This window comes from Modestobacter excelsi, from assembly GCF_005930495.1.
Taxonomy (GTDB): Bacteria; Actinomycetota; Actinomycetes; order Mycobacteriales; family Geodermatophilaceae; genus Modestobacter; species Modestobacter excelsi.
On sequence record NZ_SJEX01000028.1, the window covers coordinates 1 to 19,523 of the forward strand.

A 19,523-nucleotide genomic window follows, 5' to 3' on the forward strand; every position below is an offset into this window, starting at 1 on the left:
CTTAGCGTCGGCAGCTTCAGATGAGGAACAGCTGGACAGCTCTTGAGCCGACGTCCAGACAGTTCCTCATCGGGGCACAGGGAACTCGCAGGATCAGGTCGCACAGTCGACGCATGACGACGACCACTCCCCTCACCAGCTCTCGGGCCCAGCTCACCCGCCCCGACGGCAGTGCCCTGCGGGTGCTGGTGGTCGACGACGAGCCCTCGATCTGCGAGCTGCTGTCCATGGCCCTCCGCTACGAGGGCTGGGACGTCCGCACCGCCTCCGACGGCACCGACGCCGTGCGCGCCGGCCGCGAGTTCCGCCCGGACGCCGTGGTCCTGGACGTCATGCTGCCGGACATGGACGGCCTGGAGGTGCTCCGCCGGCTCCGGGCGGACTCCCCGCTCGTGCCGGTCGTCTTCCTCACCGCCAAGGACGCCCTCGAGGACCGCATCGCCGGGCTCACCGCCGGCGGCGACGACTACGTCACCAAGCCCTTCAGCCTCGAGGAGGTCGCGGCCCGGCTGCGCGGCCTGCTGCGCCGGACCAGCCGCGTGGTGGCCGACGACGGCCTGCTGGTGGTCGGCGACCTGACGCTGGACGAGGAGAGCCACGAGGTGACCCGCGGCGGCGAGGACATCCGGCTCACCGCGACCGAGTTCGAGCTGCTGCGCTACCTGATGCGCAACCCCAAGCGGGTGCTGTCGAAGGCGCAGATCCTCGACCGGGTGTGGCAGTACGACTTCGGCGGCCAGGGCAACATCGTCGAGCTCTACATCTCCTACCTGCGCCGGAAGATCGACGCCGGGCGCACCCCGATGATCCACACGCTGCGCGGCGCCGGGTACGTGATCAAGCCCGCCGCATGACGTCCACACCCTCGCCGTGAGCCGCCGTCCCGGCGGACGGCTCCCCCGGTCGCGCCGGTCGCTGCGCACCCGGCTGCTGGTGGCCTTCGTCGTCCCGCTGGTCGTCGTCCTCGGCCTGGTCGGGATCGCGTCGGTCACCTCGCTGCGCGCCGAGCTGTTCGGCCAGGTCGACACCCGGCTGGACGCGGTCAGCGCCCGCTCCCGGGGCTACGCCGCGCAGCCGGAGGACGGCCTGCCGCCGCGGCCGCCGGACGACGGGGACGGCGACGCGGACGGGGAGCCCGGCGGGCTGGGCGCCCGCGGTCAGGGCGAGGGGACGCTGGTGGCCACCGTGGTCGACGGGGTCTGCACCAGCTCCGGCGTGATCGGGGCGAAGGGCCAGACGGTCGGCCTCACCGACGGGCAGCAGGAGCTGCTCGCCGGTCTCTCCCCGGACGGCGAGCCGGTCACCGAGGACCTGGGCGGCGACCTCGGCGAGTACCGGCTGGTCGCCGGCACGGCCCCCGACGGCGACGTCCTGGTCAACGGCCTGCCGCTGGGCGGCACCGCGGACGCCGTCCGCCGGCTGGTCGCCGTGGAACTGGTCGTCGGGCTCCTCGCCCTCGCCGCCGCCGCGCTGGCCGCGGTGCTGGTCATCCGGCGCACCCTGCGCCCGCTGGACCGGGTCGCGGCCATCGCGACCCGGGTCTCCGAGCTGCCCCTGGCCAGCGGTGAGGTGCAGCTGGCCGAGCGGGTGCCCCCGGAGGACACCGACCCCCGGACCGAGGTCGGTCAGGTCGGGACGGCGCTGAACCGGATGCTGGACCACGTCGAGGGCTCGCTGGCCGCCCGGCAGGAGTCCGAGACGCAGGTCCGGCAGTTCGTCGCCGACGCCAGCCACGAGCTGCGCACCCCGCTGGCCTCCATCCGCGGGTACGCCGAACTGGTCCGCCGCCAGCGCGCCGAGGTGCCCCCCGACGTCGGGCACGCCGTGCGCCGGGTCGAGTCCGAGGCGCTGCGGATGTCGGAGCTGGTGGAGGAACTGCTGCTGCTCGCCCGGCTGGACGCCGGCCGCGAGCTCACCACCGAGGAGGTCGACCTGACCGCGCTGGTCGTCGACGCCGTCAGCGACGCCCACGTGGCCGGCCCGGCGCACCGCTGGCAGGTCGACCTGCCCGACTCCCCCGTCGTGGTGCCCGGCGACCCGGCGCGGCTGCAGCAGGTGCTGGTGAACCTGCTGGCGAACGTGCGCAGCCACACCCCCGACGGCACGACGGCCACCACCCGGCTGCGCGCCGAGGCCGGTTGGGCGGTGCTGCAGGTGGTCGACGACGGGCCGGGCATCCCAGCCGGCCTGCGGCCGCACGTCTTCGAGCGCTTCGCCCGCGGCGACGCCTCCCGGTCGCGCACCGCCGGCAGCACCGGGCTCGGGCTGGCCATCGTGCACGCGGTCGTCACCGCGCACGGTGGCACGGTCGAGGTGACCAGCGAGCCGGGCCGGACGGCGTTCACCGTCCGGCTGCCGCACGCGTCCGAGGGCGCCGGCGTCTGACCGCCCCGCCGTCAGGTGCTGGCGTGGTCGGCGGCGACCTGTTCGTAGACCTGGGCGTGCACGCGGCGGACGGCGGCGAGCTGCTCCGCGCGCCAGCCGCGGTCGACCCTGGCCGGGGCCGGACGGGTCAGCGCCGCCACCACCGCGGAGGTGAGCGAGGCGGTGTCCAGCCCGGTCAGCGGGTCGTTGCCGTAGAGGACGACGTCGGCCCACTGCTCGGCCTGGTGCCCGCCCGCCGGCACGACCGCCCGGGTGCCGGCGTCCCGGCAGAGCTCGACCCACGACGAGTGGCTGCGTGCCCGCTGCGGCGCGACCGACACGTGCAGCTCCTGCAGGTGCCGCACCCACTCGTCCGGCCCGGCCGGCCGGCTGCGCACGAGCTCCAGCTCCCCGGCGTCCGCGAGCACGACCAGCTCCGGCAGTCGGGCGGCGAGGTCGACCTCGGGGTCGACGTCGACCCGCAGCCGGCCACCGCCGTCGACGGCACCGGACAGCGCACTGCGCAGCAGTGCGCCCGGCTCGGCGACCTCCGGGCCCAGCGCGCCCAGGTGCACCCCGACCAGGCGTGTCTCCCGCCCCACGCCTGGGGTCGGGTCGGCCAGCGACGGGTGGGCCACCACGATGGCGGTCCGGCCGAAACGGTCGGCGATCTCGTCGGCGGCGCCCGGGGTGAGGGTGAGCACGACCTCCGCGGTCGCCAGCAGCGCCCGCAGGTGGGCCTGCGCCCGGGTCCGCGCCGCGCCCGGGTGCGTCCCGGAGTCCGCGCCGTCGACGGCGGCGAGGTCGTGGACGGTGACCACCAGCGGCACGTCGCACCGCCGGACCGTCGCCGTCCAGGCGTCCATCTCGCCCACGGTGAGGTGCTCGAACCCGCCGTGCAGGTGCAGCACGTCGACCTCGCCGGTGTGCGCCGCGAGGTGCGCCGGGTCCAGCCAGGCGCTCGGGGTGCCGCCGGGACCGACGCGCAGCACGCCCTCGGGCAGCACCGCGTCGACGTAGGGCGAGCTGTCCGGGACGGACACGACCCGCAGCGGTCGCCGGGGCTCCTCGGGGACTGCGGTCACGCGGGCAGACGCCTCCTGCGGTCGAGCACTGCGACGCGGCAGGGGCGGCGCTCCGGATCGGACGGGTACGGGCCGGAACGGTCCGCCGATCCGCCCTACCCCGCGTGTCCGGACACCAACCGTGCGGCATGGGTCCTGATCACAGGACGGGGTAGACGTGACCGAGCACGACCTGTCGTCCTACCGCTGCTGTCGGTGAGGTGGGCTGGGACCTACCAGCGGCGGAGCGTCACGGCTCCCCGGACCAGCCGCTCCCCTCGACCCGAGCGCTGGACACCACCGCACCGCCGCCCGAGGCTGGTGCCCGGGCCGCACGAGACGGGCCCCTGAGCCTGCTGCCGGCCCCCCCCGACCGGCAGCACCCGGTCCTGGCTCGGGCCGCCGCTGTTCCCCCAGCGACGGCCCGGGCCGGGCGCTCTCAGCCCTCGGCGGGCAGCTCAGCCCTCGGCGCGCAACTCGGCCAGGATCGGCTTCGCGACGGCCAGGGCGTGGTTGGCCGCCGGCACGCCGGCGTAGACGGCGGTGTGCAGGCAGACCTCGGCGATCTCGGCGTCGGTGAGCCCGTTGTGCACCGCGGCCTTCACGTGCAGGGCGAACTCGTCCCAGTGCCGCAGCGACGCGGTGATCGCCAGGGTGAGCATGCTGCGGGTGCGCCGGTCCAGCCCCGGCCGCTGCCACAGGTCACCCCAGGCGACCCGGGTGATGAAGTCCTGGAAGTCGGCGGTGAGCGGGGTGACCGCGGCGACGGCGCGGTCGACGTGCGCGTCGCCCAGCACCTCGCGGCGCACCCGCATCCCGGCGGCGCGCCGCTCGTCGTCGGTGGTCGGGCCCGATCCGTCGTCCGGTTCGCTCATCGCTCGTCCCCTGCCGCGTCGAGGTGACCGAGCAGCGCGCCGCTGATCCGCAGCGGCTGCTCGAGGTTGGCCAGGTGCGCGCCCGGGCTGACGGTGAGCAGCTCGGCGCCGCGGACCCCGTCGGCGATCGCCTGCTGGTGCGCCGGCGGCAACGCCGGGTCCTCGGCGCCGGACACCACCAGCGTCGGGGCGGTGATCCGGCCGAGGTCCGCCCGCAGGTCCACGCCGCCGACGACCTCGGCGCAGGCGGCGTAGCCCTCGTCGTCGCAGCCGGCGATCATGCCCTCCAGCCGCGACACCAGGTCGGGGTGCGCCGCGGCGTGGGCCGGGGTCAGCCACCGGCTCACCACGGCCGGCGCGAAGGAGGCGGTGCCGTCGGCCCGGGCGGCGGCCGCCCGGTCGAGGAACCCCTGCGGCTCGGTCTTCGCCGACGAGCACAGCACCGCCAGCCGGTGCACCCGCTGCGGCTCCCGGGCGGCCAGCCGCAGCGCGGTCATCCCGCCCAGCGACAGCCCGACGACGTGCGCCCGCTGTGCGCCGACCCGGTCCAGCAACGACAGGACGTCGTCCACCAGGTCGTCGAGGGTGTACGGCCCGGCCGGTGCGGGGGACGCCCCGTGCCCGCGGGTGTCGTAGGTGACGACCCGGTACCGCTCGGCCAGCACCGGCACCTGCGGGTCCCACATGGCCCGCGTCGCGCCCAGGGAGTTGGACAGGACGACGACCGGAGCGTCCTCCGGCCCGTCCACCGTGTGGGAGACCTCGATGGCGGTCACGGGCGTCCTCCCTGGACAGCGATGACGTGGGCCGCGAGTGCGGCGTCCACCTGGGCACCGGCCTCGCCGACGTCCGGCGTGGCGTCGGCGACCAGCGCGGCGCCGTCGACGTCGGCGTGCTCGAGCACGACGTCGAGCAGCGGCCGGCCCTCGCGCGCGGCGGTGCGGACGGCGGCGGACGCGGCGTCGTGCGCGGCGCCGGCACCCAGCGACGGGGTGAGCGCCTCGGCGAGGGCGCGGGCCAGCTGCGGGTCACCCGCCGCGGTCACCGCCGCCGCCATGCGGGTGGTGTCCAGCTGCAGGTCACCGAGGCACTCGGTCAGCCAGGAGGCCGCCGACCCGACGGTGCCGAGCAGCTCGGTCAGCGTCGGCCACTCCACGTGCCAGGTTCCCGCGCCGCGCTCGTGCTCCTGCTCCATGGCGGCGTAGAGCGTCGCCACCAGGCCGGGAGCGCGGCGGGCGCACGCCCGGGCGGAGACTGCCGCGACCGGGTTGTTCTTGTGCGGCATCGCCGACGAGCCGCCCCGGCGGGCGGAGACCTCGGTGGCCTCGGCGACCTCGCTCTGCGCCAGCAGGACGACGTCCACGGCGATCGTCGCCACCACCCCGGCGGCCGCGCCGAGGACCCCGGCGACGTCGGCGATGGGCAGCCGCACGGTGAACCAGGGGACGTCGGTGACCGCCAGCCCCAGCTCGGCGGCGAGCTCGCGGCGCAGGTCGACCCCGGAGCCGGAGCTGGCGGCCAGCGTGCCCACGGCGCCGCCGTACTGCACCGGCAGCGAGCCGCTCACCGCGGTGAGCCGCGCCCGGACGCCGTCCAGGCCGGCCAGCCAGGTGGCGGCCTTGAGCCCGACGGTGATCGGCAGCGCCTGCTGCAGCAGCGTGCGGCCCATCAGCAGGTCGTCGCGGTGCTCGGCGGCCAGCCGGGCGCACGCCTCGGCCGCCGTGGCCAGGTCGGCCTCGATCAGCTGCAGGCCACGCCGGGCCAGCAGCACCGCCGCGGTGTCCACGACGTCCTGGCTGGTCGCGCCGACGTGCACGGCGCGGGCGGCGTGCGGGCCGACGGCGTCCTGCAGCGCCCGCACCAGCGGTGGCACCGGGTTGCCGGCGTCCGCGGCGCGGTCGTACACCGCGGTGAGGTCGAGGCCGGCGGGATCGGCGCAGACCCGGCTCACCTCGTCGGCCGCCGTCCCGGCCACCAGGCCCACCCGGCCGGCGGCCCGGGCGAGCGCGCCCTCCACCTCGAGTAGGGCCACCAGCCACGGATCCGCCGCCGGGCCGCCGGCCGACACGGGGCCGCGGGCGAAGGTCGCGTCGAGGATGCTCACGCACGCATCCTGTCGGGTCGCCCGGTCACACCGCGAAGAAGACGGTCTCGTCGTCCCCCTGCAGGTGGATGTCGAGCACGTACCCGTCGTCGCTGGGCCGGGCGATCAGGGTCCGGCGGGAGGCGTCGTCGGGCAGCGCGGCCAGGACGTCGTCCTCGGCGTTGGCGTCGGCCTCGTCGGCGAAGTAGATCCGGGTGACGACCCGGTCGAGCAGCCCGCGGGCGAACACCGAGACGTCGACGTGCGGCGCCTGCAGCCCGCCCTTGCCGTCGTCGACCCGGCCCGGCTTGAGCGTGAGGATGCCGTACTCACCCGCCGGCTCGACGGTGTGCGACCGGCCGAAGCCGCGGAAGCCGGGGTACCGCCGTTCGCCCTGCGGCGCGTCGGGGTGGTCGAAGCGACCGTCCGGGTCGGCCTGCCAGGTCTCGATCATGGCGTCGGGCACCAGGTCGCCGTTGCCGTCGAACACCCGACCGCGCAGCCAGATGGCGCCCTCGGTGCCCTCGGCCACGGCGTGCGGACCGTCCGCCCAGGTGAGGCCGATGGACAGGTACGGCCCGACCGTGGCACTCGGCGTGAGACCGAGCTGGAACGGCTCGTCCAGGAAGCCCGAGCCCCGCCGCGGCGTGCCCGGGCGGCGGTCGTTGGTCTCGTTCGCGTTGCGGACCTGCGGGGAGAGGTGGTCGATCTGATGTGCGGTCACGCGACACCTCCGGCGCGATTCCGCGCCTCGTTCCGCTCCTCGGTCGCTGGCGCTCCCTGCGATGCTCGCTCCGCTGTCATCACGCGACATCTCCGTCGTCGTCGGTCTCGAACGGGGTCTGGTCGGTGCCCCGCAGGACGATGTCCCAGTGGAAGGCCAGCGCCCAGTTGTCCTGGGTGCGGTCCAGGTCGAACGTGGCGATCGCGCGGTGCCGGGCCGACGGCGGGATGGCGTTGAAGATCGGGTCCTGCCAGAACAGCGGGTCGCCCGGGAAGTACATCTGGGTGACCAGCCGCTGGGTGAACGCCCGCCCGAAGAGGCTGAAGTGGATGTGCGCCGGTCGCCAGGCGTTGTGGTGGTTGCCCCACGGGTAGGCGCCGGGCTGGATGGTGGTGAACTCGTACCGGCCCAGGCTGTCGGTCATCACCCGGCCCAGGCCGTCGAAGTGCGGGTCCAGCGGCGCCGGCCAGTTGTCCCCCACGTGCCGGTACCGGCCGGCCGCGTTGGCCTGCCACACCTCCACCAGGGTGTCGGGCACCGGGCGGCCGTCGCTGTCGAGCACCCGGCCGAAGACGTTGATCCGCTGCCCCTGCGCCTCCCCGCCCATCCGCAGGGTGAGGTCCGCGTCGGCCGCAGTGACCCGGTCCTCGCCGAGCACCGGCCCGGTGACCTCGGTGAGCCGCTGCGGCAGGTCGACGGGGGTGCGCAGCGGGGCGCGCAGGGCGGTGCTGCGGTAGCCGGCGTACGCGACGGGGGTCCGCCGGTCGTCGGACTCCCGGAGGTAGCGCGGCAGTTCGAGTGCGCTGTCCGCCGCCGGCCGCGGCGCGCGAGATGTGGTCCCGGTCATGCCCGGACCGTACGGCGGTCACTAGGCTGCCCCTAGCGATGGCTTCCGCTGGCCAGAAAGCAGGACGACGGTGGCAGGTGGACAGACGACGGCCGGACGGTCGGTGACCTCGCGTGCGCTCGGCGTGCTGGACGCCTTCGACGCCCGGCACCCCCGGCTGACGCTCTCCGAGGTCGCCGAGCGCTCGGGCACGCCGTTGACCACCACCCACCGGCTGCTCGCCGAGCTGGCCGCCTGGGGGGCGCTCGTCCGCCGGCCCGACGGCCGGTACGAGATCGGGCGCAGGCTCTGGGACCTCGGCCTGCTGGCGCCGGTGCAGCTGGAGCTGCGCCAGGTGGCCTCCGCCTTCCTCCTCGACGTGCACACCGCGACCCGCGACACCGTGCACCTCGCCGTCCGGGAGGGGCTGCGGGCGCTGTACGTCGAGCGCATCTCCGGCCGCGACTCGGTGCCGGTGGTCAGCCAGGTGGGCAGCCGGCTGCCGCTGCACGCGACGGGCGTGGGCAAGGTGCTGCTGGCCTCGGCGCCCGACGAGGTCGTCGACCAGGTCCTGCACCAGCTCACCCGGGAGACCCGGCACACCGTCGCCGACCCGCGGGTGATGGTCCGGGAGCTCGCCGAGGTGCGCCGCCGCGGTTGGGCGCGCACCGCGGAGGAGATGTCGCTGGGTGCCGCCTCGGTCGCCGTCCCGGTCACCGTGGAGCGGGCCTCCGGGCCGGTCGTGGTGGCGGCGCTGGGCATCGTCGTCCCGGTGCACCGCCGGGACGTCGGCCGGCTCGCACCCGTGCTGCAGGTCGCCGCCCGGGGCATCGGCCGCGAGCTCGCCCGGTCCGAGCAGTTCCACTGACCGGAAGCAGAGGCTGATCGGGCAGAGTCTGCGCGTCACACTCGGGCCGTGCGCACCCAGGTCGGGATCATCGGCGCCGGCCCTGCCGGCCTCCTCCTCTCACGCCTCCTGCAGCTCCAGGGCATCGACACCGTCGTGCTGGAGAACCGGTCGCGGGACTACGTCGAAGCCCGGATCCGCGCCGGCATCCTGGAGCAGCACACGGTGTCGACGCTGATCGACGCCGGGGTGGGCGACCGGCTGCAGCGCGAGGGGCTGCCGCACGACGGCATCCACCTGCAGTACCCCGGCACCCGCCACCACCTGGACTTCCCCGAGCTGTGCGGGCGCAAGGTGTGGGTCTACGGCCAGACCGAGGTCACCAAGGACCTGATCAAGGCCCAGCTGGACGGCGGCCCGCCGCTGCTGTTCGACGTCTCCGACGTCACCCCGGAGGACGTCGACGGCGACTCACCGCGGATCCGGTTCACCGACGCCGAGGGCCACCCGCAGGTGCTCGAGTGCGACGTCATCGCCGGCACCGACGGCTTCCACGGCGTCTCCCGCCCGGTGGTCACCGCCGCCGGCGGGAGGACCTGGGAGCGCACCTACCCCTTCGCCTGGCTCGGCATCCTGGCCGATGTCGCCCCGTCGGAGGACGAGCTCGTCTACGCCTGGCACCCCGACGGGTTCGCGCTGCTGTCGATGCGCTCGCCGTCGGTCTCCCGGCTCTACCTGCAGGTGGACCCCACCGAGAAGATCGAGGACTGGTCCGACGACCGGATCTGGGACGGGTTGTCCACCCGGTTCGCCCTCGACGGCTGGGAGCTGCAGACCGGCCCGGTCACCGAGAAGTCGATCCTGCCGATGCGCTCGTTCGTGTCCGCGCCGATGCGCCGCGGCCGGCTGTTCCTCGCCGGGGACGCCGCGCACATCGTCCCGCCGACCGGGGCCAAGGGACTCAACCTCGCCGCCGCCGACGTCACCCTGCTCGCCCAGGCGCTGGTCCGGCTGCTCGCCGAGAAGCAGACCGACCTGGTCGACAGCTACTCCGACCGGGCCCTGGCCCGGGTCTGGCGGTGCACCCACTTCTCCTGGTGGATGACCTCGATGTTCCACCGCTCCGGCGACGACTTCGACGCCGAGCTGCAGCTCTCCCAGCTCCGCCGGGTCTGCGGCAGCGAGACCGCCGCCCGCGAGCTCGCCGAGAACTACACCGGCCTCCCGCTGGACCGCTGACCTGGTCGCCCGGGTGCTGGCCGACCTGGTGGCCCCGGAGCGCCCCCGACCTGTCGGCGGCCGTTCGGGCGCACACCCTGCACCGGCCGGTGCGCGGAGTCGCCATGTCGACCTCGTCAACTGTCAGACTCCCCCGATCTGGCCGGGAGCTTCGGTGACATCTGCCCGCCGCCGGCCCGGACCCGGACCGGTCCGCACCGCTAACGTGTAGTGATGCTCTCAACGCTCTTGGTCATCGCTGGCGTGCTCCTGGGGCTGCTCGTCCTGCTCACCGTGATCGTGCACCTCAGTGCCCGCCCGGCGACCCGGGGGAGGACGACGGCCACGCGCACCCCCTCCTGGGTCGTCGACGCCGGGCAGCCGCACCCCGACGCCTGGTCGCCGCTGTCCCAGACCAGCACCCAGATCCGCGCCCTCCGCTGAGCGGCGGGCCGAGCTGAGCGGGCCGCGGCGCCACCCCGGCTAGGCTGCCCGCGATGAGCAGCGACTCGCCCCCGTTGCAGGTCTACCCGATCGGGCAGCTGATCCGGGTCCGGGCCGCCGAGGACGAGTTCCACGTCCGGGTCGGCGCCGAGCTGCGGCGGCTCCCCTCGACCGACTTCAGCGTGTGGGCGATGGCGCACGGCCCGGCCGACCACGTCCCCCGCCCCTGGACCGCCGACGAGCTCGCCGACCAGGCGCGCGCGGTCGGGCTCCCCGACGCCCCCGACCGGCTGGTCCACCTGCTGGAGACCGGCCTGGTCGCGCTGGCGGCACCCGGCACCGAGAGCGGCCGCGCGCTGGCCCGACGGGTGCGGATGGTGCCGCTCGTCCTGGGGCTGGGGAACTCCGCGGAGAACCCGGACGCCTACTCCGTCGGGCTGCCCGGCCGGCCGCTCGCGGTGCTCTCCGCCGCCGCCTACGACCTGTTCGAGTGGGCGACGATGGAGACCAGCCTGTGGCGGGCCTGCGAGGGCGCCGCGGCCACCGCCGCCCGGGTCGGCATCGAGGACCCGCTGGCCAGCGACCCGGACGCCGTGCTGACCTCGCTGCTCAGCGACCTGCACCGGCTGCTCACCCCGAACGCCGTGTGCCTGGACACCTGGGCGGTGAGCTGATGCCCGCCGAGGCGCTGGTGCTGCCGCTGGGCCACGCGATGGGCCCGTTCCACCAGCGCCGCGGTGCACCCCCGGCGTACTGGGTGGTCCGGCTGGGCTGGGACAGCCCGCTGCTGACCGGCCAGGACGCCGCCGACGTCTGGGCGCTGGCGCACGGGCTCCCCGCGGAGGCGGACCGGACGCCGTGGACGCGGCAGCAGCTCTGCCGCGCGGCGGGCGAGGCGGGGGTCGAGGACCCGGAGACGGTGCTCGACGCGCTCGTCGGCCGGGGCCTGGTCGCCGAGGTCACGCCGGGCACCGCGGAGGCCGCGGACTTCGCCGCCACGCACCGGGTGCAGTCGCTGCTGCTCGGCCTGGGGGAGCTGCCCGACCGGCGCGGCCTCGACGGGATCGGGCTGCTGGGCATGCCCCCGCTGGCCCGGGTGCCGCTGGGCACCTACGAGTTCTGGCAGTGGGGCCACCTGTGGCCCACACTCACCGAGGCGGCTGCCGGGCTGGCCGAGATGGCCGCCCAGTCGCCCGAGCACGCGCCGGAGGAGGCCGACCCGGCGCAGGTGCTGGACCGGGTGCTCCGCGAGCTGCACCAGCTGCTGTCCGTGCGGGCGGTCTACCTGGACCGCTCGCTGGCCATCGCCGATGCCGAGCGGACCGCACCGGCCGGCTGACCCCGGCCCGTCACCACAGCTCCGCCGCGCGCTCGCCGATCATCACGGCCGTCGCGGCGGGGCCGCGCGAGGTCACCTGGGGCATGACCGAGGTGTCCACCACCCGGAGCCCCTCGACCCCCCGCACCCGCAGGTGCTGGTCGACCACGGCGCCGGGGTCGCCGTCCGGCCCCATCCGCGCGGTGCCGGCCAGGTGGATGGCGGTGGCCAGGTGCCGCCGGGTCCACCGGTCCAGCTCGCGGTCGTCGCGCAGCACCTCGTCGGGCAGCCCGGTGCGCTCCGCGACGAGCGGCGCGAACGCCGCCGTCCGCAGCAGCTCGGCGGCCAGCCGCACGCCCTCCCGCAGCCGCCGCCGGTCGGACTCCTCGGTCAGGTACCGGTGCTCGATCCGCGGCTGGACGAGGGCATCGGGACTGGTCAGGGTCAGCCGGCCGCGGCTCTCCTCCTGCTGCAGCGCCACCGCCAGGTAGAGGTCGTCGCGGCGGCGGGCCTGGTCGAGCAGCCGGTGCAGCGACGCCCCGCGCAGCGCCCGCAGGGTGCCGGCCGACCGGCGCACCGCCTCCCCCAACCCGGCCAGGGCCGACCCCTGCGACCGGTCCAGCAGCACCTTGCGGAACGGCTTGAGCCAGGGCATCACCTCGAGGTCGGCGACCGCCGACCCCTCGGCCGCGGTGTTCAGCGCCGTGGCCAGGGGCAGCAGGTCCCGCGGCATCGGCGTCCGCCGGCTCGGCTGCCAGGTGACATAGAGGTCGGGGTGGTCGCTGAACTCCGCGCCGACACCCGGGGCGTCCACCAGCACCGGCACGCCGGCGGCCCGCAGCTGGTCGGCCGGCCCGATGCCGGACAGCATCAGCAGGTGCGGCGAGGCGACCGCCCCCGCGGCCAGCACCACCTCGTCGGCGCGGAGGACGCCGACGGAGGTCTGCACGCCGACGGCGCGGCCGCCCTCGACCACCACCCGGGTGACCCGGGTGCCGCCCCGCACGGTGAGCAGGTCCGACGCGCGCCGCGGGGCGAGATAGGCCATCGCGGTGTTGACCCGCACGCCGTCGACCACGTTGAGCGGGACGGGACCGTGCCCGGCGGCTCCGCCGGCGTTCTTGTCCGGCTCGGCCGGGAAGCCCAGCTCGTCGCAGGCCGCGGCGAACGCGTCGGTGACCGGGTGGGCCAGGTGCTGGCGGCGCACCGGCATCGGCCCGTCGGCGCCGTGGCCGGGCCGGTCGCCGAAGTCGGCGTCGGCCTCCGAACGGCAGAACGCCGGCAGCACCGCGGCCGCGGACCAGAGGTCGTTGCCCGCGGCCGCCCAGCCGTCGAGGTCCGCCGGGGTGCCGCGGACGAAGTAGGTGCCGTTGAGCGCGCTCGACCCGCCGAGCACCCGGCCCCGCACGACCGGGTAGCTGACGTCCTCGGCGAGCTGCGCGGTGTACGTCCAGTTGGCCGGGTGGCCCGGCGTGGCGGCGCCCAGGGTGGCGGCGTCGCGGAGGGACGCCGGGAAGTCCGCCGCCGTCGGGTGGTCCGCGCCGGCCTCCAGCAGCAGCACCCGGCGCCCGGCGTCGACCAGCCGCGCGGCGAGGGCGCACCCGGCGGAGCCGGCGCCGACGACGACGACGTCCCAGCTCACGGCCCGGCGACCAGGGCGACCGCGTCGTCGGCCCGCGGCTGCACGCGGCCCTCGGCGACCAGCTTGGCGAGGGTGGCCCGGGTCGACTGTGCCGCCGCCGGCCAGAGCGCCTGCGGCACGGCGGCGTAGACCTGCGCCACGAGCTGGTCCACGGTCCGCGGCCCCGCGGCGAGGGCGGTGAGCAGCTGCTCCTCCCGGTAGGCCCGGTGCGCCCGGTAGAAGTCCAGGACGGCGGCCGGGTCGACGGTGAGCTCCGGGCCGTGGCCGCAGTACAGCGCCGAGGGGCCGAGGTCGTGCACCCGGCGCAGCGACTCCAGGTAGGCCACGACGTCGCCCTCGGGGTGGGTCACCACCGAGGTGCCACGGCCCAGCACGTGGTCGCCGACCAGCACGGCCCCGGACTCCAGCCGGAACGCCAGGTGGTCCGCGGTGTGCCCCGGCGTCCCGACGACGCCGATCGTCGTCCCGGCCAGCCGCAGCCGGTCGCCGGCGGTGAGCAGCCGGCCGCCCGGGCCGGTGACCGCCGCCGTGGCGGCCCCGACCGGCGCACCGAACCGCGCTCCCCACGGCTGGGCCGCCTCCGCGTGGTCGCCGTGGTGGTGGGTGACCAGCACGGCGACCACCCGGGCGTCCCGGGCGGCCAGCACCGCCTCCACCGCGGCCAGGTGGTCCTCGTCGGGTGGCCCCGGGTCGACCACCACGGCCTGGCCGCTGCCGGGCCCGCCGACGACGTAGGTGTTCGTGCCGTCCAGGGTCATGCTCGATGCGTTGGGCGCCAGCACCCGGGACACCAGCGGTTCCAGGTCGGCCGTGCGGGGCAGCGCGCCGGGGGCGGGCAGCCCCCAGCCGGTTCGGGGGTCCACGGGCGCACTCACGCACCGCACGCTAGCCGTCGCCGTCGCCGTCGCCGTCGCCGTCCAGGCCCGAGCCGCGGCGGCTAGCGTCGGGGCATGCGCGCACCCGCTCCCCTGCTCACCGCCGGCCTGTCCGCCGCCCTGCTGCTCACCGGCTGCGGGGGCTCCGACGAGGGGGCCTCGGCGGCGTCGTCGTCCGGGAGCACCAGCAGCAGCTCGGGTCCCGCGCCGACCTCCTCGGCCGGCTCCTCGGCACCGTCCAGCTCCCCCAGCGCGGAGGCGGCCGCCTTCTGCGAGCAGGCGGTGTCGCTGGAGCAGTCGGTGAACGCGACCGTCGGGACGGCGAGCAACGACCCCACCCAGCTCGCCCCCGCCCTGCAGCGGCTGGCCGACCAGTACGCCGACGTCCAGGCGCCGGCCGAGATCGCCGGGGACTGGACCGCCCTGGTCGACGGCGTCCAGCAGCTGGCCACCGCGGCCCAGGGCATCGACTTCACCGACCCGACGGCCGCGCAGCAGCTGCAGTCCGCCGCCGGGGGGCTGCAGGAGCAGCTCACCACGGCCACCACGAACGTCTCGACCTACGCGGCGGCCAACTGCGCCGAGACGACGCCGGCGCCGAGCAGCTGACCGCCCGGGCCGGGGAGGACGGCCATGGTGGCCAACATGGCCGTCCTGCGCACCGGGTGGGTCCGGTCAGCAGCCGCGGATGGTGATGCCGCGGGCCGCGAGCCACGGCACCGGGTCGACCTGACCGCCGTACATGGCCCCGCTGGGGTGCACCTCGAAGTGGAGGTGCGGGCCGGTCGACTGCCCCCGGTTGCCCACCTCGGCGATCCGCTCACCGGCCGACACGCGCTCCCCGGCGGCGACGAAGTACCGGTTGACGTGCCCGTAGACGGTGACCGCGCCGTCGTCGCCGCGGATGTAGACGGCCTGGCCGAAGCCGGTCGCCGCGCCGGCGCGCTGCACCACCCCGGTGGTCGCGGCGTAGATGGGCGTGCCGATCGGGGCGGCGATGTCGACGCCGTAGTGGGTGACCCCCCAGCGGGCGCCGAAGCAGCTGCTGGTCCGGCCGGTGGCCGGCCGCACGTACCCGGAGCCGCCGGTGTCGGCGGCCTCGTCGGCGGCCGCCTGGGCGCGGGCCCGCTCCTCGGCCTCCCGGGCGGCGGCCTCCTCGGCCGCCTTCTGCGCGACCCACGCCTGGTAGGCGTCGCGGGCGCCCTGCAGCTCGAGCAGGTGCACCTGGGCCGCCTGCAGCTGCTGCTCCAGGGCGGTCTTCTGCGCGGCGGCGTCGGCAACCGCCTTCTCCTGGGCGGCCAGCTGGGCCTCGGCCTCGGCCTTGGCCGCCTGCGCGGCCGCCTCGGCCGCCGCCTTCTGGTCCCGCGCCGCCCGGGCGGCGGCGTCCGCGGCGGCCTGCTGCACGCGCGCCGCCTCCAGGCCGCCGAGCACGTCGACCTGGTGGTCGGCGACGTAGTCCAGCGTCGCCGCCTTGCGGACCAGCTCGGCCGGCCCGTCGACGTCCAGCAGCGCCATCTCGCTGGTGAGCGTGGTGCCGTTCATGTACGTGTTGCGGGAGAAGTCGGTCAGTCGCGCCTGTGCCGCGGCCACCGCGTCGGCGGCCGCCTGCAGGTCCAGCGCGGTCTGCTCGGCGGTGGCCTCGGCTGCCTGCCGGGCCTCCTCGGCCAGCAGGTACGCCGTGCCCGCCGCCTCGGCCTGCACCTGCACCTGCTCCAGCTGCGCCTCGGCCGCGGCCACCAGGCCGGCGATCCGGCCGACCTCGGCAGCCGCCGCGTCCTGCGCGACCCGGGCGTCCTCGAGCTGCTCGTCGGAGGGGTTCTCCGGCGCGGCCGACGCCACGCCGCCGCCGGTCAGGACCACCGCGCCGGCCAGGAGAGCCGCCAGCACGCCGGCGCGCAGCCGGGAGGCGCGCCGCAGCCCGGCTCCCCGGCCGGGCCCGCGGCGGACGGGCGCCGGGGCAGCGCGCAGCGGTCGCTGCGACATGGGGGCTCCTGGGGACGAGGAATCGGACCCGGAGAGGGTCGCATCTCCCCCACGAGTCACAAAGGCAACACGCGCCACGAGGTCCACGACACCGTCAGCGACCGGAGGGGCGTTCCAGCTCCTCGGCCAGCTCCGTGAGCTCGTCACCGCCGGCCATCATCCCGGTCAGCTGCTCGCGGCTCAACTCCCCCTTGGCGAAGTCGCCCATGCTGCGGCCCCGGTTGAGCAGCAGGAACCGGTCGCCCACCGGGTGGGCGTGGTGGGGGTTGTGGGTGATGAAGACGACGCCGAGCCCGCGGTCGCGCGCCTGGGCGATGTAGCGCAGCACGACCCCCGCCTGCTTGACCCCGAGCGCGGACGTCGGCTCGTCCAGGATGAGCACCCGGGCGCCGAAGTGCACCGCCCGCGCGATCGCCACCGACTGGCGCTCACCGCCGGACAGCGTGCCCACCGGCTGGTCGGGGTCGCGGATGTCGATGCCCATGGCGCCGAGCTCCCGGCGGGTCACCTCCTTGGCCGTCGCGCTGTCGAACCGCCGGAACGGGCCCCAGCCGGTCGTCGGCTCCGAACCGAGGAAGAAGTTCCGCCAGATCGCCATCAGCGGGATCATCGCCAGGTCCTGGTAGACGGTGGCGATCCCGGCGTCCAGCGCCTCGCGCGGCGCCCCGAACGTCACCGGCTGCCCGTCCAGCAGCAGCTCGCCGCGGGTGGGCCGGTGCACGCCGGACAGCACCTTGATGAGCGTGGACTTGCCCGCGCCGTTGTCGCCGAGCACGCAGGTGACCTGACCGGCCCGCACCGTGGTGGAGATGTCGTCCAGCGCGATCACCGAACCGAAGTCCTTGCCGATCCCGCGCAGCTCGAGCAGCGGCGCGCCGGACCGGTCGCCGGCCGCGGTGCTCATCGCCGGGCCGCCTCGGCGTAGCGCCGCACCAGGCGGTTGGACAGCACCGCGAGCAGCAGCATCGCCCCCAGGAAGAAGTAGAACCAGTCGGCGTCCCAGTTGAGGTAGACGATGCCCTGCTGGGTCATGCCGAACACCAGCGCCCCGAGCGCCGCCCCGATCGCCGAGCCGAACCCGCCGGTGAGCAGGCAGCCGCCGATGACCGCCGCGACGATGTAGATCAGCTCCTGCCCGGTGCCGGTGTTGGCCTGCACCGAGGTCAGCCGGACGGCGGTGATCGAGCCGACCAGCCAGGCGGCGGCCGCGGTGGTCATGAACAGCGTGATCGTCGTCCGGGCGGCGGGGACGCCGACGTTGCGGCTGGCCACCTCGTCACCGCCGGTGGCGAACACCCAGTTGCCGAACCGGGTGCGCAGCAGCACCCAGCTGGCGACCGCGGTGGCCAGCAGCCACCACACGATGGCCACCCGGAACGGCTGCCCGAAGACGCTGATGGTGGAGGCCAGCAGCAGCTCCGCCGAGTGGTAACCGGGCGCGTCGGCGATCCCCCGCACGATGACCGTGCCGGTGAACAGCTTGGTCAGCCCCAGGTTGAGGCCCTGCAGCATGAGGAACGTGCCGAGCGTGATGATGAAGCTGGGCAGCCCGGTCCGGGTGACCAGCCAGCCGTTCAGGAAGCCGATCGCCAGGGCCAGCACCAGCGAGGCGGCGATGGCGACCCAGATGTTCTGGCCCAGCTGGGTCGCCACGATCCCGACCGTGAGCGCCGTCGTCCCGGTCATGACGCCGGCGGACAGGTCGAAGTGCCCACCGATCATCAGCAGCGCGACGGCCACCGCCATGATCCCCAGCGTCGAGGCGACGTCCAGCCAGTTCGCCACCCCGCCCAGGGAGCGGAAGACGCTGGACTGGACGGAGAAGAACGCCAGGATGACGACGGCGCCGATCAACGAGCCCAGCTCGGGCTTGACCAGCAACCGGCGCCACAGCCCGACGGCCGCGACGCGCTCGTCGGCGCGCGCCGGCCGGCTCACCGGCGCCTGCTGGGTGGCACTCACGTCCGCTCCGACCGGCTCAGCGGGTGCCGGAGGAGGCGAGGTCGGCGATCTGGTCGACGTTGGCCGAGTCCACGATGCCCGGACCGGTGAGGACCGGCTGCCCACCGCCCACGGTGTTGAGGTTCTGCGCGTAGAGCTTCAGCATCACGATCGGCAGGTAGCCCTGCTCGTACTGCTGCTGGTCGACGGCGAAGGCGACCGAGCCGTCCTGGATGGCGGCGATCACGTCACCGTTGAGGTCGAACGTGGCGATCTCGGCCTTCGAGCCGGCGTCGGAGGCGGCCGCGGCGGCGACCGAGGCCACCGCCGAGTTCAGCGTCAGGACGCCGTCGACGGACGGGTCGCTCTGCAGCTGCGAGGTGATCGTCGACTGCGCCGCCTGCAGGTCGTTGATGTCGACCTGCAGCAGCTTCACGTTGCTGCCCAGCCCCTGCGAGGCGCCGGCGCAGCGCTGCTCCAGGCCGATGTTGCCGGCCTCGTGCACCACGCAGAGCACGTTCTTGGCACCGTCCTGGGCCAGCCGCTGACCCGCGCCCTGACCGGCGATCGTCTCGTCCTGGCCGACGTGGCCGATGGCCCCGAACTCCGCCGACCGCTCGGCGCCGGAGTTGATCGTGACCACCGGGATGCCCGCGGACACCGCGGCCTCGACCGAGTCCTGCAGCGCGTCGGGGTTGGCCATGGAGACCACGATCCCGTCGACGTCCTGGTTCACCGCGGCCTGGATGAGCTGCGACTGCCGCTGCGGGTCGCCGTCGCTCTGGTAGTCCACGCCGACACCGAGGTCGTCCCCGGCGGCCTCCGCGCCCTTCTGCACGACGTCCCAGAAGGCGTCCCCGGCCGAGCCGTGGGTGATGACGGCGAAGCTGAGGTCACCGTCCGCGGCGGCGTCGCTGTTCGCGCTGCCGGAGGTGGAGCCGCTGCTGGAGCTGCCGGAGTCGTCGGTGGAGCAGGCGCTCATCAGCAGCGGGGCTGCCAGGGCGAGCGCGAGCAACCGCGTGCGTCGGGCCATCGTGTGCCAGTCCTTCAAAGTGGTCGCTCCTGTGTCGCGGCGCAGCGCTGCCCCGCCGGTCCCCCCAGCGAGCGGTCCTGGTCGCACCGCCCTGGGGAGTGTGCGGCACCGGAGGGCTCCGGCGCCTGTCCTCAGCCCCTGATCATGCCTGGCCGGACGCGGGGGACCCGCATCCGGCTCCCCGGTCGAGACCAGCTCGTTGCCGGACGGACGACCACTGCCCAGGTCGGGGCCCCTTGCGCCGCCGCCCCCGGCCGGATCCGGCCGCCTAGGCTGCCGGGCGTGG

General features: G+C 75.5%; 20 protein-coding genes. 8 read left to right on the top strand and 12 right to left on the bottom strand.

Features of this window, described 5'->3' with window-relative positions; all coding sequences use genetic code 11:
* Positions 1-113: 113 nt before the first annotated feature.
* Together FHL80_RS11315 and FHL80_RS11320 are read left to right on the top strand one after the other, a co-directional pair.
* Entirely contained in the window at positions 114-854 is a 741-nt protein-coding gene (locus tag FHL80_RS11315) for a response regulator transcription factor (RefSeq protein WP_138733518.1), read from the top strand.
* Positions 855-870: 16 nt separating this feature from the next.
* The gene (locus FHL80_RS11320; RefSeq protein ID WP_138733519.1) at positions 871-2,385 is read left to right on the top strand and encodes a sensor histidine kinase; all 1,515 of its coding nucleotides are present in this window, start codon (positions 871-873) and stop codon (positions 2,383-2,385) included.
* A gap of 11 nt (positions 2,386-2,396) precedes the next feature.
* Here the strand turns inward: FHL80_RS11320 and FHL80_RS11325 are convergent, their stop codons facing one another.
* The 6 genes from FHL80_RS11325 to pcaH all read right to left on the bottom strand — a co-directional run bounded on the left by FHL80_RS11325 (position 2,397) and on the right by pcaH (position 7,957).
* Entirely contained in the window at positions 2,397-3,449 is a 1,053-nt protein-coding gene (locus FHL80_RS11325; RefSeq protein WP_138733520.1) for a glycosyltransferase, read from the bottom strand.
* Positions 3,450-3,886: 437 nt separating this feature from the next.
* Positions 3,887-4,303, bottom strand: a complete 417-nt coding sequence (gene pcaC / locus FHL80_RS11330) for a 4-carboxymuconolactone decarboxylase (protein WP_138733521.1) — start codon at positions 4,301-4,303, stop codon at positions 3,887-3,889.
* Positions 4,300-5,079, bottom strand: a complete 780-nt coding sequence (gene pcaD / locus FHL80_RS11335) for a 3-oxoadipate enol-lactonase (protein ID WP_138733522.1) — start codon at positions 5,077-5,079, stop codon at positions 4,300-4,302. The genes pcaC and pcaD overlap by 4 nt, the downstream gene beginning before the upstream one ends.
* Positions 5,076-6,407 carry a lyase family protein gene (locus tag FHL80_RS11340; RefSeq protein ID WP_138733523.1) on the bottom strand — a complete coding sequence of 444 codons (1,332 nt, stop codon included), beginning with the start codon at positions 6,405-6,407 and terminating at the stop codon, positions 5,076-5,078. The genes pcaD and FHL80_RS11340 overlap by 4 nt, the downstream gene beginning before the upstream one ends.
* A gap of 25 nt (positions 6,408-6,432) precedes the next feature.
* Positions 6,433-7,110, bottom strand: coding sequence for a protocatechuate 3,4-dioxygenase subunit alpha (gene pcaG, locus FHL80_RS11345; RefSeq protein ID WP_246078616.1), 678 nt, complete (start codon positions 7,108-7,110; stop codon positions 6,433-6,435).
* Between the two features lie 79 nt (positions 7,111-7,189).
* Positions 7,190-7,957, bottom strand: coding sequence for a protocatechuate 3,4-dioxygenase subunit beta (gene pcaH, locus FHL80_RS11350; RefSeq protein ID WP_216870629.1), 768 nt, complete (start codon positions 7,955-7,957; stop codon positions 7,190-7,192).
* A 103-nt stretch (positions 7,958-8,060) separates the two neighbouring features.
* Here pcaH and FHL80_RS11355 point away from each other — a divergent pair, with 103 nt between their 5' ends.
* From FHL80_RS11355 to FHL80_RS11375, 5 genes are all read left to right on the top strand, one after another.
* The gene (locus tag FHL80_RS11355; RefSeq protein WP_246078617.1) at positions 8,061-8,804 is read left to right on the top strand and encodes an IclR family transcriptional regulator; all 744 of its coding nucleotides are present in this window, start codon (positions 8,061-8,063) and stop codon (positions 8,802-8,804) included.
* A gap of 48 nt (positions 8,805-8,852) precedes the next feature.
* Positions 8,853-10,022 (top strand): 4-hydroxybenzoate 3-monooxygenase, encoded by a 1,170-nt coding sequence (locus FHL80_RS11360; protein ID WP_138733525.1) that lies wholly within the window; start codon positions 8,853-8,855, stop codon positions 10,020-10,022.
* Positions 10,023-10,235: 213 nt separating this feature from the next.
* Positions 10,236-10,445 (top strand): hypothetical protein, encoded by a 210-nt coding sequence (locus FHL80_RS11365; protein ID WP_138733526.1) that lies wholly within the window; start codon positions 10,236-10,238, stop codon positions 10,443-10,445.
* A gap of 53 nt (positions 10,446-10,498) precedes the next feature.
* Complete coding sequence (locus FHL80_RS11370; RefSeq protein WP_138733527.1) at positions 10,499-11,119, top strand: hypothetical protein; 621 nt, start codon at positions 10,499-10,501, stop codon at positions 11,117-11,119.
* Positions 11,119-11,784, top strand: a complete 666-nt coding sequence (locus tag FHL80_RS11375) for a hypothetical protein (protein ID WP_138733528.1) — start codon at positions 11,119-11,121, stop codon at positions 11,782-11,784. The genes FHL80_RS11370 and FHL80_RS11375 overlap by 1 nt, the downstream gene beginning before the upstream one ends.
* A 10-nt stretch (positions 11,785-11,794) precedes the next feature.
* Here FHL80_RS11375 and FHL80_RS11380 read toward each other — a convergent pair whose 3' ends face one another.
* Positions 11,795-13,405 (bottom strand): GMC family oxidoreductase, encoded by a 1,611-nt coding sequence (locus tag FHL80_RS11380; protein ID WP_138733529.1) that lies wholly within the window; start codon positions 13,403-13,405, stop codon positions 11,795-11,797.
* Positions 13,402-14,280, bottom strand: a complete 879-nt coding sequence (locus FHL80_RS11385) for an MBL fold metallo-hydrolase (protein ID WP_138733530.1) — start codon at positions 14,278-14,280, stop codon at positions 13,402-13,404. The genes FHL80_RS11380 and FHL80_RS11385 overlap by 4 nt, the downstream gene beginning before the upstream one ends.
* Positions 14,281-14,355: 75 nt before the next feature.
* Here FHL80_RS11385 and FHL80_RS11390 point away from each other — a divergent pair, with 75 nt between their 5' ends.
* Positions 14,356-14,889, top strand: coding sequence for a hypothetical protein (locus FHL80_RS11390; protein WP_138733531.1), 534 nt, complete (start codon positions 14,356-14,358; stop codon positions 14,887-14,889).
* A 66-nt stretch (positions 14,890-14,955) separates the two neighbouring features.
* Here the strand turns inward: FHL80_RS11390 and FHL80_RS11395 are convergent, their stop codons facing one another.
* From FHL80_RS11395 to FHL80_RS11410, 4 genes are all read right to left on the bottom strand, one after another.
* Positions 14,956-16,263 carry a M23 family metallopeptidase gene (locus FHL80_RS11395; RefSeq protein ID WP_138733532.1) on the bottom strand — a complete coding sequence of 436 codons (1,308 nt, stop codon included), beginning with the start codon at positions 16,261-16,263 and terminating at the stop codon, positions 14,956-14,958.
* A gap of 94 nt (positions 16,264-16,357) precedes the next feature.
* Entirely contained in the window at positions 16,358-17,167 is an 810-nt protein-coding gene (locus FHL80_RS11400) for an ATP-binding cassette domain-containing protein (RefSeq protein ID WP_138733533.1), read from the bottom strand.
* Positions 17,164-18,225, bottom strand: coding sequence for an ABC transporter permease (locus FHL80_RS11405; protein WP_246078618.1), 1,062 nt, complete (start codon positions 18,223-18,225; stop codon positions 17,164-17,166). Before FHL80_RS11405 ends, FHL80_RS11400 begins: the two co-directional genes overlap by 4 nt.
* A 16-nt stretch (positions 18,226-18,241) precedes the next feature.
* Positions 18,242-19,237 carry a sugar ABC transporter substrate-binding protein gene (locus tag FHL80_RS11410; RefSeq protein ID WP_138733534.1) on the bottom strand — a complete coding sequence of 332 codons (996 nt, stop codon included), beginning with the start codon at positions 19,235-19,237 and terminating at the stop codon, positions 18,242-18,244.
* Positions 19,238-19,523 lie beyond the last annotated feature (286 nt).